The organism is Streptomyces sp. MNU89 (assembly GCF_020982505.1).
In the GTDB taxonomy this organism is placed as follows: Bacteria; Actinomycetota; Actinomycetes; order Streptomycetales; family Streptomycetaceae; genus Streptomyces; species Streptomyces xinghaiensis.
In genome coordinates this window covers 6,336,524-6,351,736 of sequence record NZ_JAJKLL010000001.1, presented here as the reverse complement: position 1 = coordinate 6,351,736, position 15,213 = coordinate 6,336,524, and the positions used below count along the sequence as shown (strand labels likewise).

Annotated in this window: 17 protein-coding genes and 1 pseudogene; 8 read left to right on the top strand and 10 right to left on the bottom strand. The window is 72.7% G+C overall.

The features are described 5' to 3' along the window. Window positions 1-71: 71 nt before the first annotated feature. Complete coding sequence (locus tag E4N63_RS27165) at window positions 72-443, bottom strand: DUF488 domain-containing protein (protein ID WP_125624144.1); 372 nt, start codon at window positions 441-443, stop codon at window positions 72-74. Between the two features lie 534 nt (window positions 444-977). Between E4N63_RS27165 and E4N63_RS27160 the strand changes: the two genes are divergently transcribed. The 3 genes from E4N63_RS27160 (at window position 978) to E4N63_RS27150 (ending at window position 3,749) form a co-directional block, all read left to right on the top strand. Then, the gene (locus E4N63_RS27160; RefSeq protein WP_374112895.1) at window positions 978-2,378 is read left to right on the top strand and encodes a ferric reductase-like transmembrane domain-containing protein; all 1,401 of its coding nucleotides are present in this window, start codon (window positions 978-980) and stop codon (window positions 2,376-2,378) included. A gap of 203 nt (window positions 2,379-2,581) precedes the next feature. Next, window positions 2,582-2,986 carry an FMN-binding protein gene (locus E4N63_RS31300; protein WP_230241896.1) on the top strand — a complete coding sequence of 135 codons (405 nt, stop codon included), beginning with the start codon at window positions 2,582-2,584 and terminating at the stop codon, window positions 2,984-2,986. A gap of 31 nt (window positions 2,987-3,017) precedes the next feature. Further along, the gene (locus E4N63_RS27150) at window positions 3,018-3,749 is read left to right on the top strand and encodes an FAD:protein FMN transferase (protein WP_125624484.1); all 732 of its coding nucleotides are present in this window, start codon (window positions 3,018-3,020) and stop codon (window positions 3,747-3,749) included. 107 nt (window positions 3,750-3,856) lie between these two features. On the opposite strand, the gene E4N63_RS27145 is transcribed toward E4N63_RS27150, so the two are convergent. Genes E4N63_RS27145 through E4N63_RS27135 form a run of 3 tightly spaced genes read right to left on the bottom strand, consistent with a single transcriptional unit; the run spans window position 3,857 to window position 4,536 of the window. Beyond that, complete coding sequence (locus E4N63_RS27145) at window positions 3,857-4,186, bottom strand: PIN domain-containing protein (protein WP_221772638.1); 330 nt, start codon at window positions 4,184-4,186, stop codon at window positions 3,857-3,859. Next, window positions 4,183-4,329, bottom strand: coding sequence for a hypothetical protein (locus E4N63_RS27140; RefSeq protein WP_228429696.1), 147 nt, complete (start codon window positions 4,327-4,329; stop codon window positions 4,183-4,185). The genes E4N63_RS27145 and E4N63_RS27140 overlap by 4 nt, the downstream gene beginning before the upstream one ends. Window positions 4,330-4,338: 9 nt before the next feature. Further along, window positions 4,339-4,536: a hypothetical protein gene (locus E4N63_RS27135; RefSeq protein ID WP_230241895.1), complete on the bottom strand. Its 198-nt coding sequence runs from the start codon at window positions 4,534-4,536 to the stop codon at window positions 4,339-4,341. Between the two features lie 326 nt (window positions 4,537-4,862). Here E4N63_RS27135 and E4N63_RS27130 point away from each other — a divergent pair, with 326 nt between their 5' ends. After that, window positions 4,863-5,084 carry a DUF397 domain-containing protein gene (locus E4N63_RS27130; RefSeq protein WP_125624481.1) on the top strand — a complete coding sequence of 74 codons (222 nt, stop codon included), beginning with the start codon at window positions 4,863-4,865 and terminating at the stop codon, window positions 5,082-5,084. A gap of 64 nt (window positions 5,085-5,148) precedes the next feature. Here the strand turns inward: E4N63_RS27130 and E4N63_RS27125 are convergent, their stop codons facing one another. The 5 genes from E4N63_RS27125 to argC all read right to left on the bottom strand — a co-directional run bounded on the left by E4N63_RS27125 (window position 5,149) and on the right by argC (window position 10,090). Further along, window positions 5,149-5,685, bottom strand: a complete 537-nt coding sequence (locus tag E4N63_RS27125; RefSeq protein WP_125624480.1) for an arginine repressor — start codon at window positions 5,683-5,685, stop codon at window positions 5,149-5,151. 5 nt (window positions 5,686-5,690) lie between these two features. Next, window positions 5,691-6,905, bottom strand: a complete 1,215-nt coding sequence (locus tag E4N63_RS27120) for an acetylornithine transaminase (protein ID WP_125624479.1) — start codon at window positions 6,903-6,905, stop codon at window positions 5,691-5,693. Then, on the bottom strand, window positions 6,902-7,807 hold the full coding sequence (argB, locus tag E4N63_RS27115) for an acetylglutamate kinase (RefSeq protein ID WP_043468528.1): 906 nt from the start codon (window positions 7,805-7,807) through the stop codon (window positions 6,902-6,904). Before argB ends, E4N63_RS27120 begins: the two co-directional genes overlap by 4 nt. After that, entirely contained in the window at window positions 7,804-8,964 is a 1,161-nt protein-coding gene (gene argJ, locus E4N63_RS27110; protein WP_125624478.1) for a bifunctional glutamate N-acetyltransferase/amino-acid acetyltransferase ArgJ, read from the bottom strand. The genes argB and argJ overlap by 4 nt, the downstream gene beginning before the upstream one ends. Window positions 8,965-9,061: 97 nt before the next feature. Then, a complete protein-coding gene (argC, locus tag E4N63_RS27105) occupies window positions 9,062-10,090 on the bottom strand; it encodes an N-acetyl-gamma-glutamyl-phosphate reductase (protein WP_125624477.1) in 1,029 nt (342 codons plus the stop codon). Between the two features lie 187 nt (window positions 10,091-10,277). On the opposite strand from argC, the gene E4N63_RS27100 reads away from it, so the two are divergent. Both E4N63_RS27100 and E4N63_RS27095 read left to right on the top strand, forming a co-directional pair. Beyond that, complete coding sequence (locus E4N63_RS27100) at window positions 10,278-10,817, top strand: winged helix-turn-helix domain-containing protein (RefSeq protein WP_230241894.1); 540 nt, start codon at window positions 10,278-10,280, stop codon at window positions 10,815-10,817. Then, window positions 10,814-11,340, top strand: a pseudogene (locus E4N63_RS27095) (transposase). Before E4N63_RS27100 ends, E4N63_RS27095 begins: the two are co-directional and overlap by 4 nt. Window positions 11,341-11,932: 592 nt before the next feature. Here the strand turns inward: E4N63_RS27095 and E4N63_RS27090 are convergent. Beyond that, window positions 11,933-12,496 carry a DinB family protein gene (locus tag E4N63_RS27090; protein WP_125624476.1) on the bottom strand — a complete coding sequence of 188 codons (564 nt, stop codon included), beginning with the start codon at window positions 12,494-12,496 and terminating at the stop codon, window positions 11,933-11,935. 527 nt (window positions 12,497-13,023) lie between these two features. Here E4N63_RS27090 and E4N63_RS27085 point away from each other — a divergent pair. Together E4N63_RS27085 and E4N63_RS27080 are read left to right on the top strand one after the other, a co-directional pair. Next, window positions 13,024-14,214, top strand: coding sequence for an NAD(P)/FAD-dependent oxidoreductase (locus E4N63_RS27085; RefSeq protein ID WP_230241893.1), 1,191 nt, complete (start codon window positions 13,024-13,026; stop codon window positions 14,212-14,214). A gap of 10 nt (window positions 14,215-14,224) precedes the next feature. Continuing rightward, on the top strand, window positions 14,225-15,169 hold the full coding sequence (locus E4N63_RS27080) for a sigma-70 family RNA polymerase sigma factor (RefSeq protein WP_230241892.1): 945 nt from the start codon (window positions 14,225-14,227) through the stop codon (window positions 15,167-15,169). Window positions 15,170-15,213: the final 44 nt, after the last annotated feature.

The following is a 15,213-nucleotide window of genomic DNA, read 5'->3' as shown; positions in this document are numbered from 1 at the left end:
CGCCGTATGTTTCGTCAACGCGTCCCGGGGGGATGGCCCGGCACCGCCCCGGGCGGCCGCCGCGGGGCCGGTCAGCGGCCCGCCGCCAGCACCCGCTCCAGCACGCGTGCGGCGCTCCGCCCGACGTCCTTCGTGGCGGTCAGCAGGGTCAGCCCGCCGTCGCCGCCCGCCAGTCCGCGCAGCCGGTCCAGGACCTCCCGGCGCTCCGGCTCGGCGAGCTCCGCCCGGTAGCGCTCCGCGAACTCCTCGAAGCGCTCCGGATCGTGCCCGTACCAGCGGCGCAGCTCGCTCGACGGGGCGACCTCCTTGCACCACTCGTCCAGCCCGGCCGCCTCCTTGGCGAGCCCGCGCGGCCAGAGCCGGTCCACCAGCACGCGCGCGCCGTCGTCCGGCTCCCGGTCCTCGTACACACGCCGCACCCGCACACCCCGCCTGTCCGCCATACCGCCTCCTGCCGTGTCCGCGCCCCGCGCCCGTCCGGCCGCCACAGTGACCGTCCATGTCCGTGCCGGGCGCTCGAGGGCATTCTCCGCGGACCGGCGGGCCCGCGCTCCCGGGCCGCCACCGGCCTGATCGCGCCGCCGCTCCCGGGCCTGTCCGCTCTGCCGGGGAGCGAAGTGTGCCGATGCAGGGCACCCGGCCGGAAGAGGCCTGGATCTTCCTCGGCAGCGAACCGCCGGAAGAAGCACGGAGCGCTGCGCCGGGCCGAGCACCGGTATCGGCCGCAGCGCCTCCGGCCGGGGCACCTCCGCTCCGTACCGGCCGCCGGAGGGGTGCGGGGCCGGATCGCCTCCCCGAATGACCCGTGCGCTGAGCATCCGGGGGATTTTCTCCGTACCTGTGGGAGAAGGCCGGGGGCTACTGCCGGTAGCCGGGCGCAGCGGGGAGGCAGGACCGTGAGCATCACCACTGAGACATCGACGAGGCAGCCGACGGCACCACCGTCGGCGACCGGTACGCCGGCGGCTCAGACGAAGATCCAGACGATCGCGGACGTCGGACGCGCCGCACGGCGGCGGGCCGAGGTCCGGATGCGGCCGCGCAGTTCCGGCGCCCTGCCCGTGCTGGGCGCGCTGTGGGCGGGCGCCCTCGCCGTGCTGGGCCTGTGGTGGTACAACACCCCGGTCGTCTCGGCGACCACCGACTGGGTCACCGGCGCCGGGCGGATCACCGGGCTGCTGGCCGGCTACTCCACGGCCGTGGTGGTGCTGCTCATGGCCCGGGTGCCGGTCCTGGAGCGGCGGATCGGCTCCGACCGGGTGGCCCGCTGGCACGCGATGGCGGGCCGCTACACGATCAGCCTGATCGTGGCGCACACCGCGCTGATCGTGTGGGGCTACGCGGAGCAGGCCGGCACCGGCCTGGCCGCCCAGTTCCTCACCGTCGTCCTCGACTTCCCCGACATGATCGAGGCTGCCATCGGCACCGTGCTGCTGGTGGTGATCGGCCTCATCTCGGCCGGCGCCGCGCGGCGGAAGCTGCCGTACGAGCTCTGGTACTACCTGCATCTGCTCACCTACGCCGCCGTGTTCCTCGCCTTCTGGCACCAGCTCTCCACCGGCACCGAGTTCCTCGCCGTCCCGGCGGCGCAGACGGCCTGGTACGCGCTGTACGGCACGGTGACCGCGCTCATGGTCTGGTACCGGATCATCACCCCGGTCCGGCTCAACCTGCGCCACCGGCTGCGGGTGGAGTCGGTGGTGGAGGAGGGCGCGGGCGTCACCTCCGTCATCATGTCGGGGCGGGACCTGGACGGGATGAACGCCGAGGCGGGGCAGTTCTTCCGCTGGCGGTTCCTCGCCCCGGGGCTCCGCTGGACCTCCAACCCGTACTCCCTGTCGGCGACGCCGCGCGACGACCGGCTGCGCATCACCGTCAAGGCGGCGGGCGGCCACAGCGCCGCCCTGGCCGCGCTCCCCGCCGGCACCCGGGTCTGGGCCGAGGGCCCGTACGGCGCGCTCACCGCCGCCCGCCGGCAGCGGCCCCGCGGCGAGGAGGGGCGGCGCGGCACCAAGGTGCTGCTGATCGCGGGCGGGGCCGGGATCACCCCGATGCGGGCGCTGTTCGAGACGATCCCCGCCGCGCCCGGGGACCTGACGCTGCTGTACCGGGCCCGCCGCAAGGAGGACCTGGTGCTCTGGGACGAACTGCGCGTCATCGCCGCGCGGCGGCAGGCGAAGCTGTTCTCCGCCGTCAACGAACCCGACGGCACCCGGCCGCAGATCACCGCGGAGGGTATGGCCCGCGTCCTCCCCGACATCGCCAAGCACGACGTCTACCTGTGCGGACCTCCCGGCCTCGCCGAGGAGTTCCAGGCCATCCTGCGCGAGGCCGGGGTCCCGGCCCGCCGCATCCACCACGAGTCCTTCGAGCTGTGAGCCACAGCGAGAGCGAGCCGGAGCAGAACCCATGAGGAAGCACCCGATACGCCGCGTCGTCCTGGGCAGCGCCGCCACCGTCTCCGGTGTCGTCCTGCTCCTGGCCCTCAAGATGCCGTACGCGCCGTGGGAGGCCGAGCGGACCTCCGCCGCGCAGCCGCCGGCCGCCGGAGCGCCGGCAGCGCCCGGAACGGGCGGAGCGGGTGCGCCCTCCCCGGCGCGCCGGCCGGGGATCCGGCGGGCGGCGCCCCGGCGGGCGGGGGCGAGGCCGCGGCCCCGGCGACAGCCAGGGCGGAGGCGGGGACGAGGGCGGGGCACCGGCCCAGGACGCGCCCCGTACCGTCACCGGCGACCTGGTCAAGACCGAGTACGGGCCCGTCCAGGCCCGGATCACCCTCACCGGCGGGAAGATCACCGCGGCCGACGCCGCCCAGGCCCCGTCCGGCAACCCGCAGACGGAGTCGATCACCGCCCGGGCCGTGCCGGAGCTCGGCAAGAAGGCCGTGCAGGCGCAGAGCGCGGAGATCGACGCCGTCTCCGGCGCCACCTTCACCAGCGAGGGCTACAAGAAGTCCCTGCAGAGCGCCCTGGACCGGGCCGGTGGCTGAACCTCCCCGGTTCCGCCGGGTCGAGGAGGCCATGGGCACGGTCTTCTCCCTCGACGTCCGGGGCCCGCGGGCGCACGAGGCCGGGCCCGCGGTCGAGGACGCGGTGGCCTGGCTGCACCGGGTGGACGAGCTGTTCTCCCCCTACCGGGAGGAGAGCGAACTCAGCCGGCTGGCGCGCGGCGAACTGTCGGCCGGTGACTGCGATCCGCTGATCGCGGAGGTCCTGCTGCTCTGCGAGGGCGCGGAGGAGATGAGCGACGGCTGGTTCAGCACCCGGTACGCCGGCGGGCTCGACCCGACCGGGCTGGTCAAGGGCTGGGCGGTGGAGAAGGCCTCGCAGCGGCTGGCCGAGGCCGGGGCCGCCGACAGCTGCGTGAACGGCGGCGGCGACATCCAGCTGTGCGGCCGCGCCGGCCCCGGTCGGCCCTGGCGCACCGGGATCAGCGACCCGCTGCGCCCGGGCCGGCTCGCCGCCGTCGTGGAGGGCGAGGGCCGGCTGGCCGTGGCCACCAGCGGCACGGCCGAACGCGGCTGCCACGTCCTGGACCCGCGCACGGGCTCCCCGCCCCGGCACGGCCTGGTCTCGGTCACGGTGCTGGCGGAGGGCCTGACCGCGGCGGACGCCTGGGCGACGGCGGCCTTCGCGCGGGGCCGCTCGGCACGGGACTGGCTGGAGGCGCTGGAGGACGTGGAGGCGTTCGCGGTGACGGCGGACGGCGGCACATGGAGCACGACGGGCTTCGCGAAGTTCACGGCCGGCTGACCGGCACGGCTTCGACGGACCGTCCCCGCCGCCACCGCACCCGCCGACGGCCGGCCGAACAGTCTCGCGGGACACCCGCATCCGCGCCCATCATGCTGACGCCGCGGTCAACCAGAGCCGTCGGACACCGGGCATCCCGACGGGAACAGGCTCCGCCGGCGGGAGCCCGGGCCGGGCTGTCCCTCGCCAAGGATGCGCAGGTCGTGCTTGTCCCTGAAGTACTCGTAGTCCTTGAGGTTCAACGTCGCGAGCGGCAGGTCATGAGTGAGGCAGCAGGCGGCGATCCACATGTCGTTGACCGGCTGTGGTCTCCCCGCCTTCCTGCCGGCGGCGGAGAGCTTGCCCCAGGTCGCGGCCACGGCTTCGTCACCGGGCACAACGGGGACGCCGGAGAGCCAGTCGGCGAGTTCTTGGCGTCGGAGGTTGCCCCCAGTCACGGATCTCGCTCCATTGGGTCAGCTCGCCGCAGGTCACGAGTGATCAGCGGCTTGCGGCCGATGAGCCGGGTGGCCGGCGGTCCGGTGAGCTTGCCCTTGTGGGTGAGGGAAGCGACGTCGGTGTCGAGAATGACAGGTTGCACGTCGGCGGCTCAGGCGATGTCGCGCCGACGCTCGGCATAGGTGGAGGCCAGGAACTCCTCCAGCTCCTCGTCGGACTCGAAGGTGTCCGCCTCCGAGTCCTCCAGGCCGGTGATCGGCTGCGTGTTCTTCGCGGCCAGCAGTTCCTCGACCGACAGTCGCGGTCGGACCGGCGGATAGATCGGACGCTCGGTTTCCGCTGCGCTCATGGTGTGGACCTCCCCGCTGACGCCGCTCACTGCCTGCCACGCATCATGATGCGGGCGCTTCCCTCCGCCGGGGCCTCCTCTCGCGTTCCCCCCACACCGTGACGGCCGGCCGTCACGGCCTGTCGGGCATCCACGAGCGGAAGGATCACGCGAGCGCGGAAACGGGCGCGGGCCGGGGCGTTCTGGTGGGGCCGGGACGCGGGTAGCCTCCAAGGGACAGTGAGCGCGAGGGGTCCGCGCGGGCGGACCTTGCGACCGGGTCCGGCCGTGGGCCGTGTCACCGCGCGGATTCCCGCCACGGCCAGGGAAGCGGGCACCACACGCCTATGAGCACGTACGTCCCCGATGCCTCGGCTCTGCCCCTGCGCTGGACCGTCTCCTCCTACAGCGGCGGGAAGGACAACTGCGTCGAAGTCGCCCGGTTCGAGCGGGGAACCGTGGCCGTGCGGGACTCCGAGGACCCCTCCGGGCCCGCCCTGCTGCTGCGGGCCGACGAATGGACCGCGTTCATCGCCGACATCCGGGCGGGCGAGTTCGACCTGCTGTGACGGCCCCCGGGCGCCAACACCCGACACCCCGGCGCTCGGAAACGCGTTGAGAACGGCAAGCGGGCTAGCGCGCCCGCTGGGCCAGCCGCAGGAGGTGGTCCGCGAGGGCCTGGCCGCCCGCCGGGTCGCGGCTGATCAGCAGCAGGGTGTCGTCGCCCGCGATGGTGCCGAGGATGTCGTGGACCTCGGCCTGGTCGATGGCCGAGGCCAGGAACTGCGCCGCGCCCGGCGGGGTGCGCAGCACGACCAGGTTCGCCGAGGCCTCGGCGGAGATGAGGAGTTCACCGGCCAGCCGGGCCATCCGCTGCTCCTTCACCGACTCCCCCAGCGGTGCCTGCGGGGTGCGGAAGCCGCCCTCCGACGGCACCGCGTAGATCAGCTCACCGCCCGCGCTGCGGATCTTCACCGCGCCCAGTTCGTCGAGGTCGCGGGAGAGCGTCGCCTGGGTGACGCTCAGCCCGTCGTCGGCGAGGAGCCGGGCGAGCTGGCTCTGGGAGCGCACCGCCTGGCGGTTGAGGATGTCGACGATCCGCCGGTGGCGGGCCGTGCGGGTCTGCGGTACGGCCGGCCCGCCGTGCTCGGTGCCCTGCGCCTGGCTCATGGTGGTCAGTCTCCGGATCGTCGGTCTTCCCCGTCGCCCGCGGCCTCGTCCAGGACCGCCGGCAGGGCTCCGAGCAGCGCGTCCACCTCGTCGTCGCCGATGATCAGCGGGGGGACGAGCCGGACGACGCCGGGGGCGACGGCGTTCACCAGGAGCCCGGCCTCCTGAGCCGCCTGCTGGACGCGGGCGGCCACGGGTTCGGTGAGCACGATACCCAGCAGCAGCCCGGCACCGCGCACGTGTGCGACCAGGGGGTGGCCCAGGCCCTCGATCCCGTCGCGCAGCCGCTCCCCCGTGCGCTTGACCCGGCCCAGGATGTCCTCGGCGGCGATGGTGTCGAGGACGGCGAGCGCGGCGGCGCAGCAGACGGGGTTGCCGCCGAAGGTCGAGCCGTGGTGGCCGGGCGCCAGCAGCTCCGCGGCCTCGCCGAAGGCGACGGTGGCGCCGATGGGCAGCCCGCCGCCGAGCCCCTTGGCGAGGGTGACGACATCCGGCTCGACGCCCTGTGCCTGGTGCTCGAACCAGTGGCCGGTGCGGCCGATGCCCGTCTGCACCTCGTCGATCACGAGCAGGGTGCCGGTGGCCCGGGTGATCTCCCGTGCCGCGGCCAGGTATCCGGCGGGCGGTACGACGGCGCCGTTCTCGCCCTGGACCGGTTCGAGGATCACGAGGGCGGTGTCGGTGGTGACGGCGGCCCGCAGCGCGTCCGCGTCCCCGTACGGCACATGCGTCACCTCGCCGGGCAGCGGCAGGAAGGGGTCGCGTTTGCCGGGCTGCCCGGTGAGGGCGAGGGCGCCCAGGGTGCGGCCGTGGAAGCCGCCCTCGGTGGCGACCATGTGGCGGCGGCCGGTGCGCCGCCCGATCTTGAACGCGGCCTCGACGGCTTCCGCGCCGGAGTTGGAGAAGTAGACCTTGCCGGGGCGGCCGAGGAGCTGGAGGAGCCGTTCGGCGAGTTCGACGGGCGGCTCGGCGACGAAGAGGTTGGAGACGTGGCCGAGGGTGGCGATCTGGCCGGAGACGGCCCGGACGACGGCGGGGTGGGCGTGGCCGAGGGCGTTGACGGCGATGCCGCTGACGAAGTCGAGGTACCCGCGGCCGTCGGCGTCCCGGACGCGGGCGCCCTCGCCGCTCACCAGCGGCAGGCGGGGGGTGCCGTAGTTGTCCATCAGCGCCTGCTGCCAGCGCTGCGTGAGCTCCTGGTTGCCGTTCGCGTGGCTCATGCCGTCTCCCCCTGCGCGTCGGGCACGACCATCGTGCCGATGCCTTCGTCCGTGAAGATCTCCAGCAGGATCGAGTGCTGCACGCGGCCGTCGATGACGCGCGCGGTGTTGACGCCGTTGCGCACGGCGTGCAAGCAGCCCTCCATCTTGGGGACCATGCCGCTGGCCAGGTCGGGCAGCAGCTTCTCCAGCTCGGTGGCGGTGAGCCGGCTGATCACCTCGTCGCTGTCGGGCCAGTCCTCGTAGAGGCCCTCGACGTCGGTGAGCACCATCAGCGTCTCGGCGCCGAGCGCGGCGGCGAGCGCGGCGGCGGCGGTGTCGGCGTTGACGTTGTAGACGTGCTGGTCGTCGGCGCTGCGGGCGATGGAGGAGACGACGGGGATGCGCCCGTCGTCCAGCAGCGCCCGGACGGCTCCCACCTCGACGCCGGTGATGTCGCCGACCCGGCCGATGTCCACGCTCTCGCCGTCGATCTCGGCGTAGCGCTTGACGGCGGTCATGGTGTGGGCGTCCTCGCCGGTCATGCCGACGGCGAGCGGGCCGTGCCGGTTGAGCAGCCCGACCAGGTCGCGCTGCACCTGGCCGGCGAGGACCATCCGGACGACGTCCATCGCCTCGGGGGTGGTGACGCGCAGCCCGGCCTTGAACTCGGAGACCAGGCCGAGCTTGTCCAGGTGCGCGGTGATCTGCGGGCCGCCGCCGTGCACGACGACCGGCTTGAGGCCGGCGTGCCGGAGGAAGACCACGTCCTGGGCGAAGGCGGCCTTGAGCTCCTCGTCGACCATGGCGTTGCCACCGAACTTGATGACGACGGTCTTGCCGTGGTGGCGGGTCAGCCAGGGCAGCGCCTCGATGAGGATCTGCGCCTTGGGGAGGGCGGTGTGCTTCCGCGTGGTGCTCATGAGGAATAGGCGCTGTTCTCGTGGACGTACTCGGCGGTCAGGTCGTTGCTCCAGATGACGGCCGACTCGTGGCCGGCGGCCAGGTCGGCGGTGATCCGGACCTCGCGGTAGCGCATGTCGACCAGCTCGCGGTCCTCACCCACGGAACCGTTCTTGCAGACCCACACGCCGTTGATGGCGACGTTCAGCCGGTCCGGTTCGAAGACGGCGGAGGTGGTGCCGATCGCGGAGAGCACCCGGCCCCAGTTGGGGTCCTCGCCGTGCAGGGCGCACTTGAGGAGGTTGTTCCGGGCGATGGAGCGGCCGACCTCGACGGCGTCGTCCTCACTCGCGGCGTTCACGATCTCGATGCGGATGTCCTTGGACGCGCCCTCGGCGTCGCCGATGAGCTGCCGGGCGAGGTCGTCGCAGACGGCGCGGACGGCCTCGGCGAACTCCTCGTAGCCGGGCGCCACCCCGGAGGCGCCGGAGGCCAGCAGCAGCACGGTGTCGTTGGTGGACATGCAGCCGTCGGAGTCGATCCGGTCGAAGGTGGTGCGGGTGGCGGCGCGCAGGGCCTTGTCGAGCTCGGGCTGCGCCACGTCGGCGTCGGTGGTGAGGACGACGAGCATGGTGGCGAGGCCGGGGGCGAGCATGCCCGCGCCCTTGGCCATGCCGCCGACGGTCCAGCCGGCCGGGCTCTCCACGACAGCGGTCTTGTGCACCGAGTCGGTGGTCTTGATGGCGAGGGCGGCCTTCTCGCCGCCGTGCGCGGAGAGCTGGGCGACGGCCGTGCCGATGCCCGGCAGCAGCTTGTCCATCGGCAGGCGGATGCCGATGAGGCCGGTGGAGCAGACGGCCACCTCGCCGGGGCTGAACTCCTCGCCCAGCGCCTCGGCGGTCTTCTCGGCCGTCGTGTGGGTGTCCTGGAAGCCGAGCGGGCCGGTGCAGGCGTTGGCGCCGCCGGAGTTGAGGATCACGGCGGAGACCTGGCCGCCCTTGACGACCTGCTCCGACCAGATGACGGGTGCGGCCTTGACGCGGTTGGAGGTGAAGACCCCCGCGGCGGCCAGGCGCGGCCCGCGGTTGACGACCAGCGCCAGGTCCGGGTCCCCGCTGTCCTTGATGCCGGCGGCGATCCCCGCCGCCGTGAAGCCCTTGGCTGCCGTCACGCTCACTGCGTCTCCGTCTCTTCCGTGGTCGTGTCCCCGCCGGCCGCTGCCGCCGTCACCGTCGCCGCTCCCGCCGTCACGGCCGCCGCCGTGTGCGGGCCGTTCACGGGGCGATCCCGACCGCGGACAGGCCCGTCTCCTCGGGGAGGCCGAGGGCGATGTTCATGCTCTGTACCGCGCCGCCGGCGGTGCCCTTGGTGAGGTTGTCGACGGCGGCGATGACGAGGACGCGGCCGGCGTCCTCGTCCAGGGCCGTCTGGAGCTGGACGGCGTTGGAGCCGAGGACGGCGGCCGTGGAGGGCCAGCGCCCCTCGGGAAGCAGATGGCAGAAGGGCTCACCGGCGGTGGCCTTCTCGTACGTCTCGCGCAGCGCGTCCGCCGTGACGCCGGGCCTCGCCTTCGCCGTGCAGGTGGCGAGGATGCCGCGCGGCATGGGGGCGAGGGTCGGCGTGAAGGAGACCGTGACCGGCTCCCCCGCCGCGGCGGAGAGGTTCTGGACGATCTCCGGGGTGTGCCGGTGCACGCCGCCGACGCCGTACGGGCTCATCGAGCCCATGACCTCGCTGCCGAGCAGATGCGGCTTGAGCGCCTTGCCGCCGCCGGAGGTGCCGCTCGCGGCGACGATCACGGCCTCGGGCTCGACGAGCCCGGCGGCGTGGGCCGGGGCGAGGGCGAGCGACACGGCCGTCGGATAGCAGCCGGGGACGGCGATCCGCCGGGCGCCGCGCAGCGCGTCGCGGGCGCCGGGGAGCTCGGGGAGGCCGTAGGGCCAGGTGCCGGCGTGCGGGGTGCCGTAGAACCTCTCCCAGGCGGCGGCCTCCCGCAGCCGGAAGTCGGCGCCGCAGTCGATGACGAGCACCTCCTCGCCCAGCTCTTCGGCGACGGCGGCGGACTGCCCGTGCGGCAGGGCGAGGAACACCACGTCGTGCCCGGTGAGGACCTCGGTGGTGGTCGGTTCCAGCACCCGGTCGGCGAGTGGCAGCAGATGCGGCTGGAGCTCGCCGAGCCGCCGGCCCGCACTGGAGTTCGCGGTGAGGGCGCCGATCTCCACCCCGGGGTGCCCGAGCAGCAGGCGCAGCACTTCACCGCCCGCGTACCCGCTCGCTCCCGCCACTGCCACACGCGTCGCCATGTCACTCCTCCGCTAGACAGCATGACTATACGAAGGGTCGCAGTTTTATGCAAGAAGGGGTGCGGTGATCGCCCAGGCGGGCCGTGTGACCGGGAATTTTGGTTGGCGGACAGAGAAGGTTACTGACCTTCAAAGCGTGGTGTCGGTAGGAGCTGACGGTTCATGATCCCTGCGGTATGCCGGTTGTATGAGGTATGCGCAAGGCGGTGGGCTGACCGATGAGCGGCGGGCCTTCCGCGAAGAGCTGAGGATGGAGGCGGCCGAGCGGTTCGTCCAGGGCGAGGAGAACACGGCCATCGCTCACGACCTGCGGGTGAGCGTCCGGTCGGTGCAACGTTGGCGAAAGGCCTGGTCCCAGGGCGGGCCGAGAGCCCTGGCCTCGAAAGGGCCGGCCTCGCTGCCGCTGCTGAGCGACGAACTGTTCGCCGTGCTGGAGCGTGAGCTCGACAAGGGGCCGGTGGCGCACGGCTGGCCGGATCAGACCTGGACCCTGTCACGGATCAAGACCCTCATCGGGCGCCGGTTCCACAAGAGCTACACGGTGCAGGGAGTGGCCGCGTTGCTCAAGCGGCATGGCTGGAGCTGCCAGGTCCCGGCTCGCCGGGCGGTGGAGCGCGACGAGGCGGCGGTGGCCGGCTGGGTGAAGGAGACCTGGCCGAGCGTGGAAGGACCGTGGCGGCGCTCGGGGCCTGGCTCGTCTTCGAGGACGAAACCGGCTTCTCGATGACGCCGCCGACCACGCGTACCTGGGCCCGCCGCGGCCGCACGCCCGTGGTGCGGGTGCGGGGCCGCTCCCGCCGCCGGTTATCGGTCGCCGCCCTGGCCTGCCACAAACCCGGCGAGTCCGCCCGGCTGATCTACCGGCCCTGCCCCGACGCCCGGCCCGACGGCCGCAAAAGCTTCTCCTGGAAGGACTACGCGACCTGATCCAGGCCGCCCACCAGCAGCTCGGCGGCCCCATCGTCCTGGTGTGGGACAACCTCAACACCCACCTCACCGCAGGAATGCGCCGCTACATCGCCGACCGCGACTGGCTCACCGTCTACCAACTCCCTCCCTACGCACCGGACCTCAACCCGGTCGAGGGCCTGTGGTCGGTACTGCGACGTACCACCACGGCCAACCGCGCGTTCGCCGACCCGCACGACCTGGTCACCGCCGTCCGGCGAGGCTGACGCCAACTTCAGTACCGCCACGACGTCCTTGACGGCTGCCTCACCGGAACCGGCCTCCAGCGCGATCCACCATGACGACACCACGCATTCAAGGCCATTAGGCGTTCCCAGTCGTGGAGCAAAATTCCATACAGGAGTAGCCGTAAGTCGGGTCGATCCTTTTGAGTTCCACATGGCGCTTGAAGGCATCGCCGGTGAGATCTGCTCGACGTCATCTCCAGTCGGCTATCGTCGGCGCCGAGAAGCCCTGAAAGGTTGGGCACTTGATCAGGTTGCCTGGGAGAACATCATCAAGCAGTTGACGCCGGCCCCAGCTAGCCGGCATCCACCAGCGTTCGACGATCGCAAGCGGCAAGTAGCCTCCGTCTTCGTCTGGGTTCAAGTGACCCAAGGCGAACACGTCTTCGCTCCGAGGCCGATTGAGGCCGCTCAGACGCCGGACGTCCAGCGCAAGTGGGGGCTCACGCGCAACACAACGTGGTGCCATCTGACCCGCCCCGATGCCGCCCTCACTACGCCGACCTGCGCAAGGTCCTCACCGAGTGCTCATGCCAGCTGGCCCGGAGCATCGACGACGGGGAGTCGCTCCCACAACAGTGAAGCTCGCAGCCACGGACGTCACGGAGTCCACGTAGGTTTCCGAAGCTCGATCGCCGGTTACGGAAAATCATATTCGGCGCGGTACGGCTCCGTCCTGCCAGCGGTAGAGGTCGCGCAGCAGGGAAATCTCGGCGCCGTGATGGATCAGCTCCCTGTTGACGTGCAGCACCCTGTTCTCCATGGGAAACCGCTCGGGACCCACCGTGGGCGGATTCTCCAGGTCAGCGTCCGAGAGCTCGCGGACCCCCGCGTTCCATCTCCCGTACATCTCATCGAGCTGTTTTAGCGCCTCGCCAGCGGTCCCCGCGTAGGCGAATGTCGCGGAGTCGACGTCCTGGCCGCCGAAGTGCCATCCGACCCGATAGCCCAGGCAGTCGACGATGATGTGCGCCAGCCGCCAGGCAATCGTGGTCACCGGCGCCGGCACCGGGCCAGGGGACGCGGAGTCCATCGTCCATTCCCCCGAACCTTCCGACATCGGTGCGGCCGACGTGCCACGTGGGCGGATGCTCCAGCAGCCACGCACCGGCTCCCAGAAGTACTCCTCATCGGTAAGACCGTCCAGCCGCGGCCGCAAGTTTTTGTGCCAGTACCAGTCCAGCTGCTCCGCGAGCCGCTCGCTTCTTGTCATGTCCGCACACTACATACAACGGAGACCCGCCCGAGATCAGCATGAGTATCCCGAGCAAGCGCCACGCCAGAGCCTCCGACCTGCATGTTCGAAGAGGGCGAAGACTCAGCGAAAAGGTCACGTTCGATCGGGGCTTCGGGGCCGCCCGCCACCCTCACACACAGTGAGCACCCATGGTCGTGATCCGCCAACAAAAATTCTCCAAGCTCGTCTGACCTGCATGGATCGGGCCAAGATCCGCCAAATAGAATTCTCGGTCACACGGCCGATCCGGCCGTCCGGCGCTCGAGTGGGCGCCCTTGGGTGTCGGAGTCGGCCCCGTGTGGCGCCGACGCCCACCGAGAACCGGCGGTCCCGGTCCGCGGCCGGCCATCGCCCCGCTTCCGGCCGCCCAGAGCAGGCCCGGGCCTCCGCCGGAGAGCCGGCCCGCTCACCCCGGATCAGTGACCCACGTCACATCCGCTCCTTGTCGGCAATCGGGGCGCCGCCTCGTTCAGGAGGCACGCGAACGAGACAGGAGCATCCCCATGAAGCACCGCATCGTCGTACTCGGCGCCGGATATGCCGGGGCCTTCGCCGCCGGAAACCTGGCCCGCCGGCTCTCCCCCGCCGACACCGAGATCACCGTCGTCAACGCCGTGCCCGACTTCGTTGAGCGGATGCGGCTCCACCAGCTCGCGGCCGGCCGGGATCTCGCGTTCCGCAAGCTCGCCGACGTGTTCGCGGGCACCGGGGTGCGGCTGCGCCTGGCGCGCGTCACCGGCGTCGACCCCGGGCGCAGGACCGTCGCCGTGACCGGCGAGGACGGCGACGGCGAACTCGCGTACGACACGCTGCTCTACGCGCTCGGCAGCTCCGCGGCCCACCACGGTGTCCCCGGCGTGGCCGAGTACGCCTTCGACGTATCCGGCCGGCCCTCGGCGCTGCGTCTGCGCGAGCGTCTGGCCGGCCTGGCCGAGGGCGGCACCGTGCTGGTCGTCGGCGAGGGGCTGACCGGCATCGAGACCGCCACCGAGGTCGCCGAGTCCCGGCCCGGCCTCTCGGTCGCGCTCGCCGCCCGCGGCGAGCCGGGCGCCTGGCTCTCCCCGAAGGCCCGCCGCCACCTGCGCCGCGCCTTCGACCGGCTCGGCATCACCGTCCACGAGCACACCCGCGTCGAAGCCGTCGAGCCGGGACGGGCGATCGCCGCCGACGGTACGTCCGTCCCGGCCGACGTGACCGTGTGGTCGGCCGGGTTCGCCGTGCACCCCATCGCGGCCGCCGCCGGCCTGGAGACCACCGGGACCGGCCGGATCGTCGTCGACCGCACCATGCGCTCGGTCTCGCACCCGGACGTCTACGCCGCCGGCGACTGCGCCTACGCGATCGGCGACAACGGCCGGCCCCTGCCGATGTCCTGCGCCACGGCCGGCCTCACCAACATGCAGGCGACGGCCGCGATCGTCGCGCGCCTGACGGGCGGCGAGGTCCCGGCCACCGGGCTGAAGTACCACGGCAACCACATCAGCCTCGGGCGGCGGGACGCGATCTTCCAGGTGGTGGACGGGGACGCCCGGGCGAAGTCCTGGTACCTCGGCGGCAGGGCCGCCGCGCGGCTCAAGGCGGGCGTGCTCACGGGGGCCGGCTGGGGCATCGCCCACCCGACCTTCGGCATGCCGAAGCGCAGGCGCCGTCTGGCCACCGCGCCCGACCGGGCCGGTGTGAGTGCCGCCGCCTAGGTTGTTCCCCATGGACAGCGCGGCCGTCGAGCGGTTCGAGGCCGGCCGGGACCGGCTGGCCTCGCTCGCGTACCGTCTGCTCGGCTCGGCCGCCGACGCCGAGGACGCCGTGCAGGACACGTTCCTGCGCTGGCAGGCCGCGGACCGCGAACGGATCGAGGTGCCGGAGGCGTGGCTGACCAAGGTCCTCACCAACCTCTGCCTCGACCGGCTCCGCTCGGCACAGGCCCGCCACGAGCGGGCGGCCGGTGCCAAGCTGCCCGAGCCGCTCCTGGAGGGCGACCCGATGCTCGGCCCGGCCGACACCTTCGAACAGCGCGAATCGGTGTCCCTGGCCGTCCTGGCCCTCCTGGAGCGCCTCTCGCCGGTCGAGCGGGCCGTCTACGTCCTGCGTGAGGCCTTCTCGTACCGCCATGCCGAGATCGCCGGGATCCTCGGCATCACCGAGTCCGCGAGCCAGCAGCATGCCCACCGGGCCCGGGGCCGGGTCGCCGCCGGGCGCCGCCGCGGCCGCGGCCGCGAGGCCGATCCCGCGTCCGCGCGCCGCGTCGTCGAGGAGTTCCTCGCCGCCGCCACCTCGGGGCGCACCGAACGGCTGGTGGCGCTGCTCACCGACGACGTGACGGCGGTCTCGGACGGCGCCGGGCTGGGCCGGAGGCTGTTGCGCTACGAGACGCGCGAGCGGGTCGCCTCCTTCGTGCGGGCCGGTTTCAAGCCCACGCCGGCGAAGCGGCGGCTGGCCGGCGGCTCGCCCGCGATGCATATCGCGGTGGTCAACGGCTCCCCGGCCGTCCTCGCCGTGGTCGGCGACCGGGTCGTGGGCGCCGTAGCGTTCGAGGTCGGCGACGGCAGGGTCGCGTCCCTGCACGGCATCGCCGCAGCGGACCGGCTCACGCGCCTCAACGAGGCCTGGCGGCGGCGCGAACCCGGCGCGCCGGTCATCAGCGCGTGGTGACCCGGGGGGCCACCGGAATCCGGTGACCCGAGCCATAGCGAGGA

Excerpts from the sequence above, each read along its gene's own strand:
- E4N63_RS27165 (WP_125624144.1), bottom strand. The coding sequence starts at position 443 with ATGGCGGACAGGCGGGGTGTGCGGGTGCGGCGTGTGTACGAGGACCGG.
- E4N63_RS27150 (WP_125624484.1), top strand. The coding sequence starts at position 3,018 with ATGGGCACGGTCTTCTCCCTCGACGTCCGGGGCCCGCGGGCGCACGAG.
- E4N63_RS27135 (WP_230241895.1), bottom strand. The coding sequence starts at position 4,536 with ATGAGCGCAGCGGAAACCGAGCGTCCGATCTATCCGCCGGTCCGACCG.
- E4N63_RS27130 (WP_125624481.1), top strand. The coding sequence starts at position 4,863 with ATGAGCACGTACGTCCCCGATGCCTCGGCTCTGCCCCTGCGCTGGACC.
- E4N63_RS27125 (WP_125624480.1), bottom strand. The coding sequence starts at position 5,685 with ATGAGCCAGGCGCAGGGCACCGAGCACGGCGGGCCGGCCGTACCGCAG.
- E4N63_RS27120 (WP_125624479.1), bottom strand. The coding sequence starts at position 6,905 with ATGAGCCACGCGAACGGCAACCAGGAGCTCACGCAGCGCTGGCAGCAG.
- argB (WP_043468528.1), bottom strand. The coding sequence starts at position 7,807 with ATGAGCACCACGCGGAAGCACACCGCCCTCCCCAAGGCGCAGATCCTC.
- argC (WP_125624477.1), bottom strand. The coding sequence starts at position 10,090 with ATGGCGACGCGTGTGGCAGTGGCGGGAGCGAGCGGGTACGCGGGCGGT.
- E4N63_RS27100 (WP_230241894.1), top strand. The coding sequence starts at position 10,278 with ATGAGGTATGCGCAAGGCGGTGGGCTGACCGATGAGCGGCGGGCCTTC.
- E4N63_RS27090 (WP_125624476.1), bottom strand. The coding sequence starts at position 12,496 with ATGACAAGAAGCGAGCGGCTCGCGGAGCAGCTGGACTGGTACTGGCAC.
- E4N63_RS27085 (WP_230241893.1), top strand. The coding sequence starts at position 13,024 with ATGAAGCACCGCATCGTCGTACTCGGCGCCGGATATGCCGGGGCCTTC.
- E4N63_RS27080 (WP_230241892.1), top strand. The coding sequence starts at position 14,225 with ATGGACAGCGCGGCCGTCGAGCGGTTCGAGGCCGGCCGGGACCGGCTG.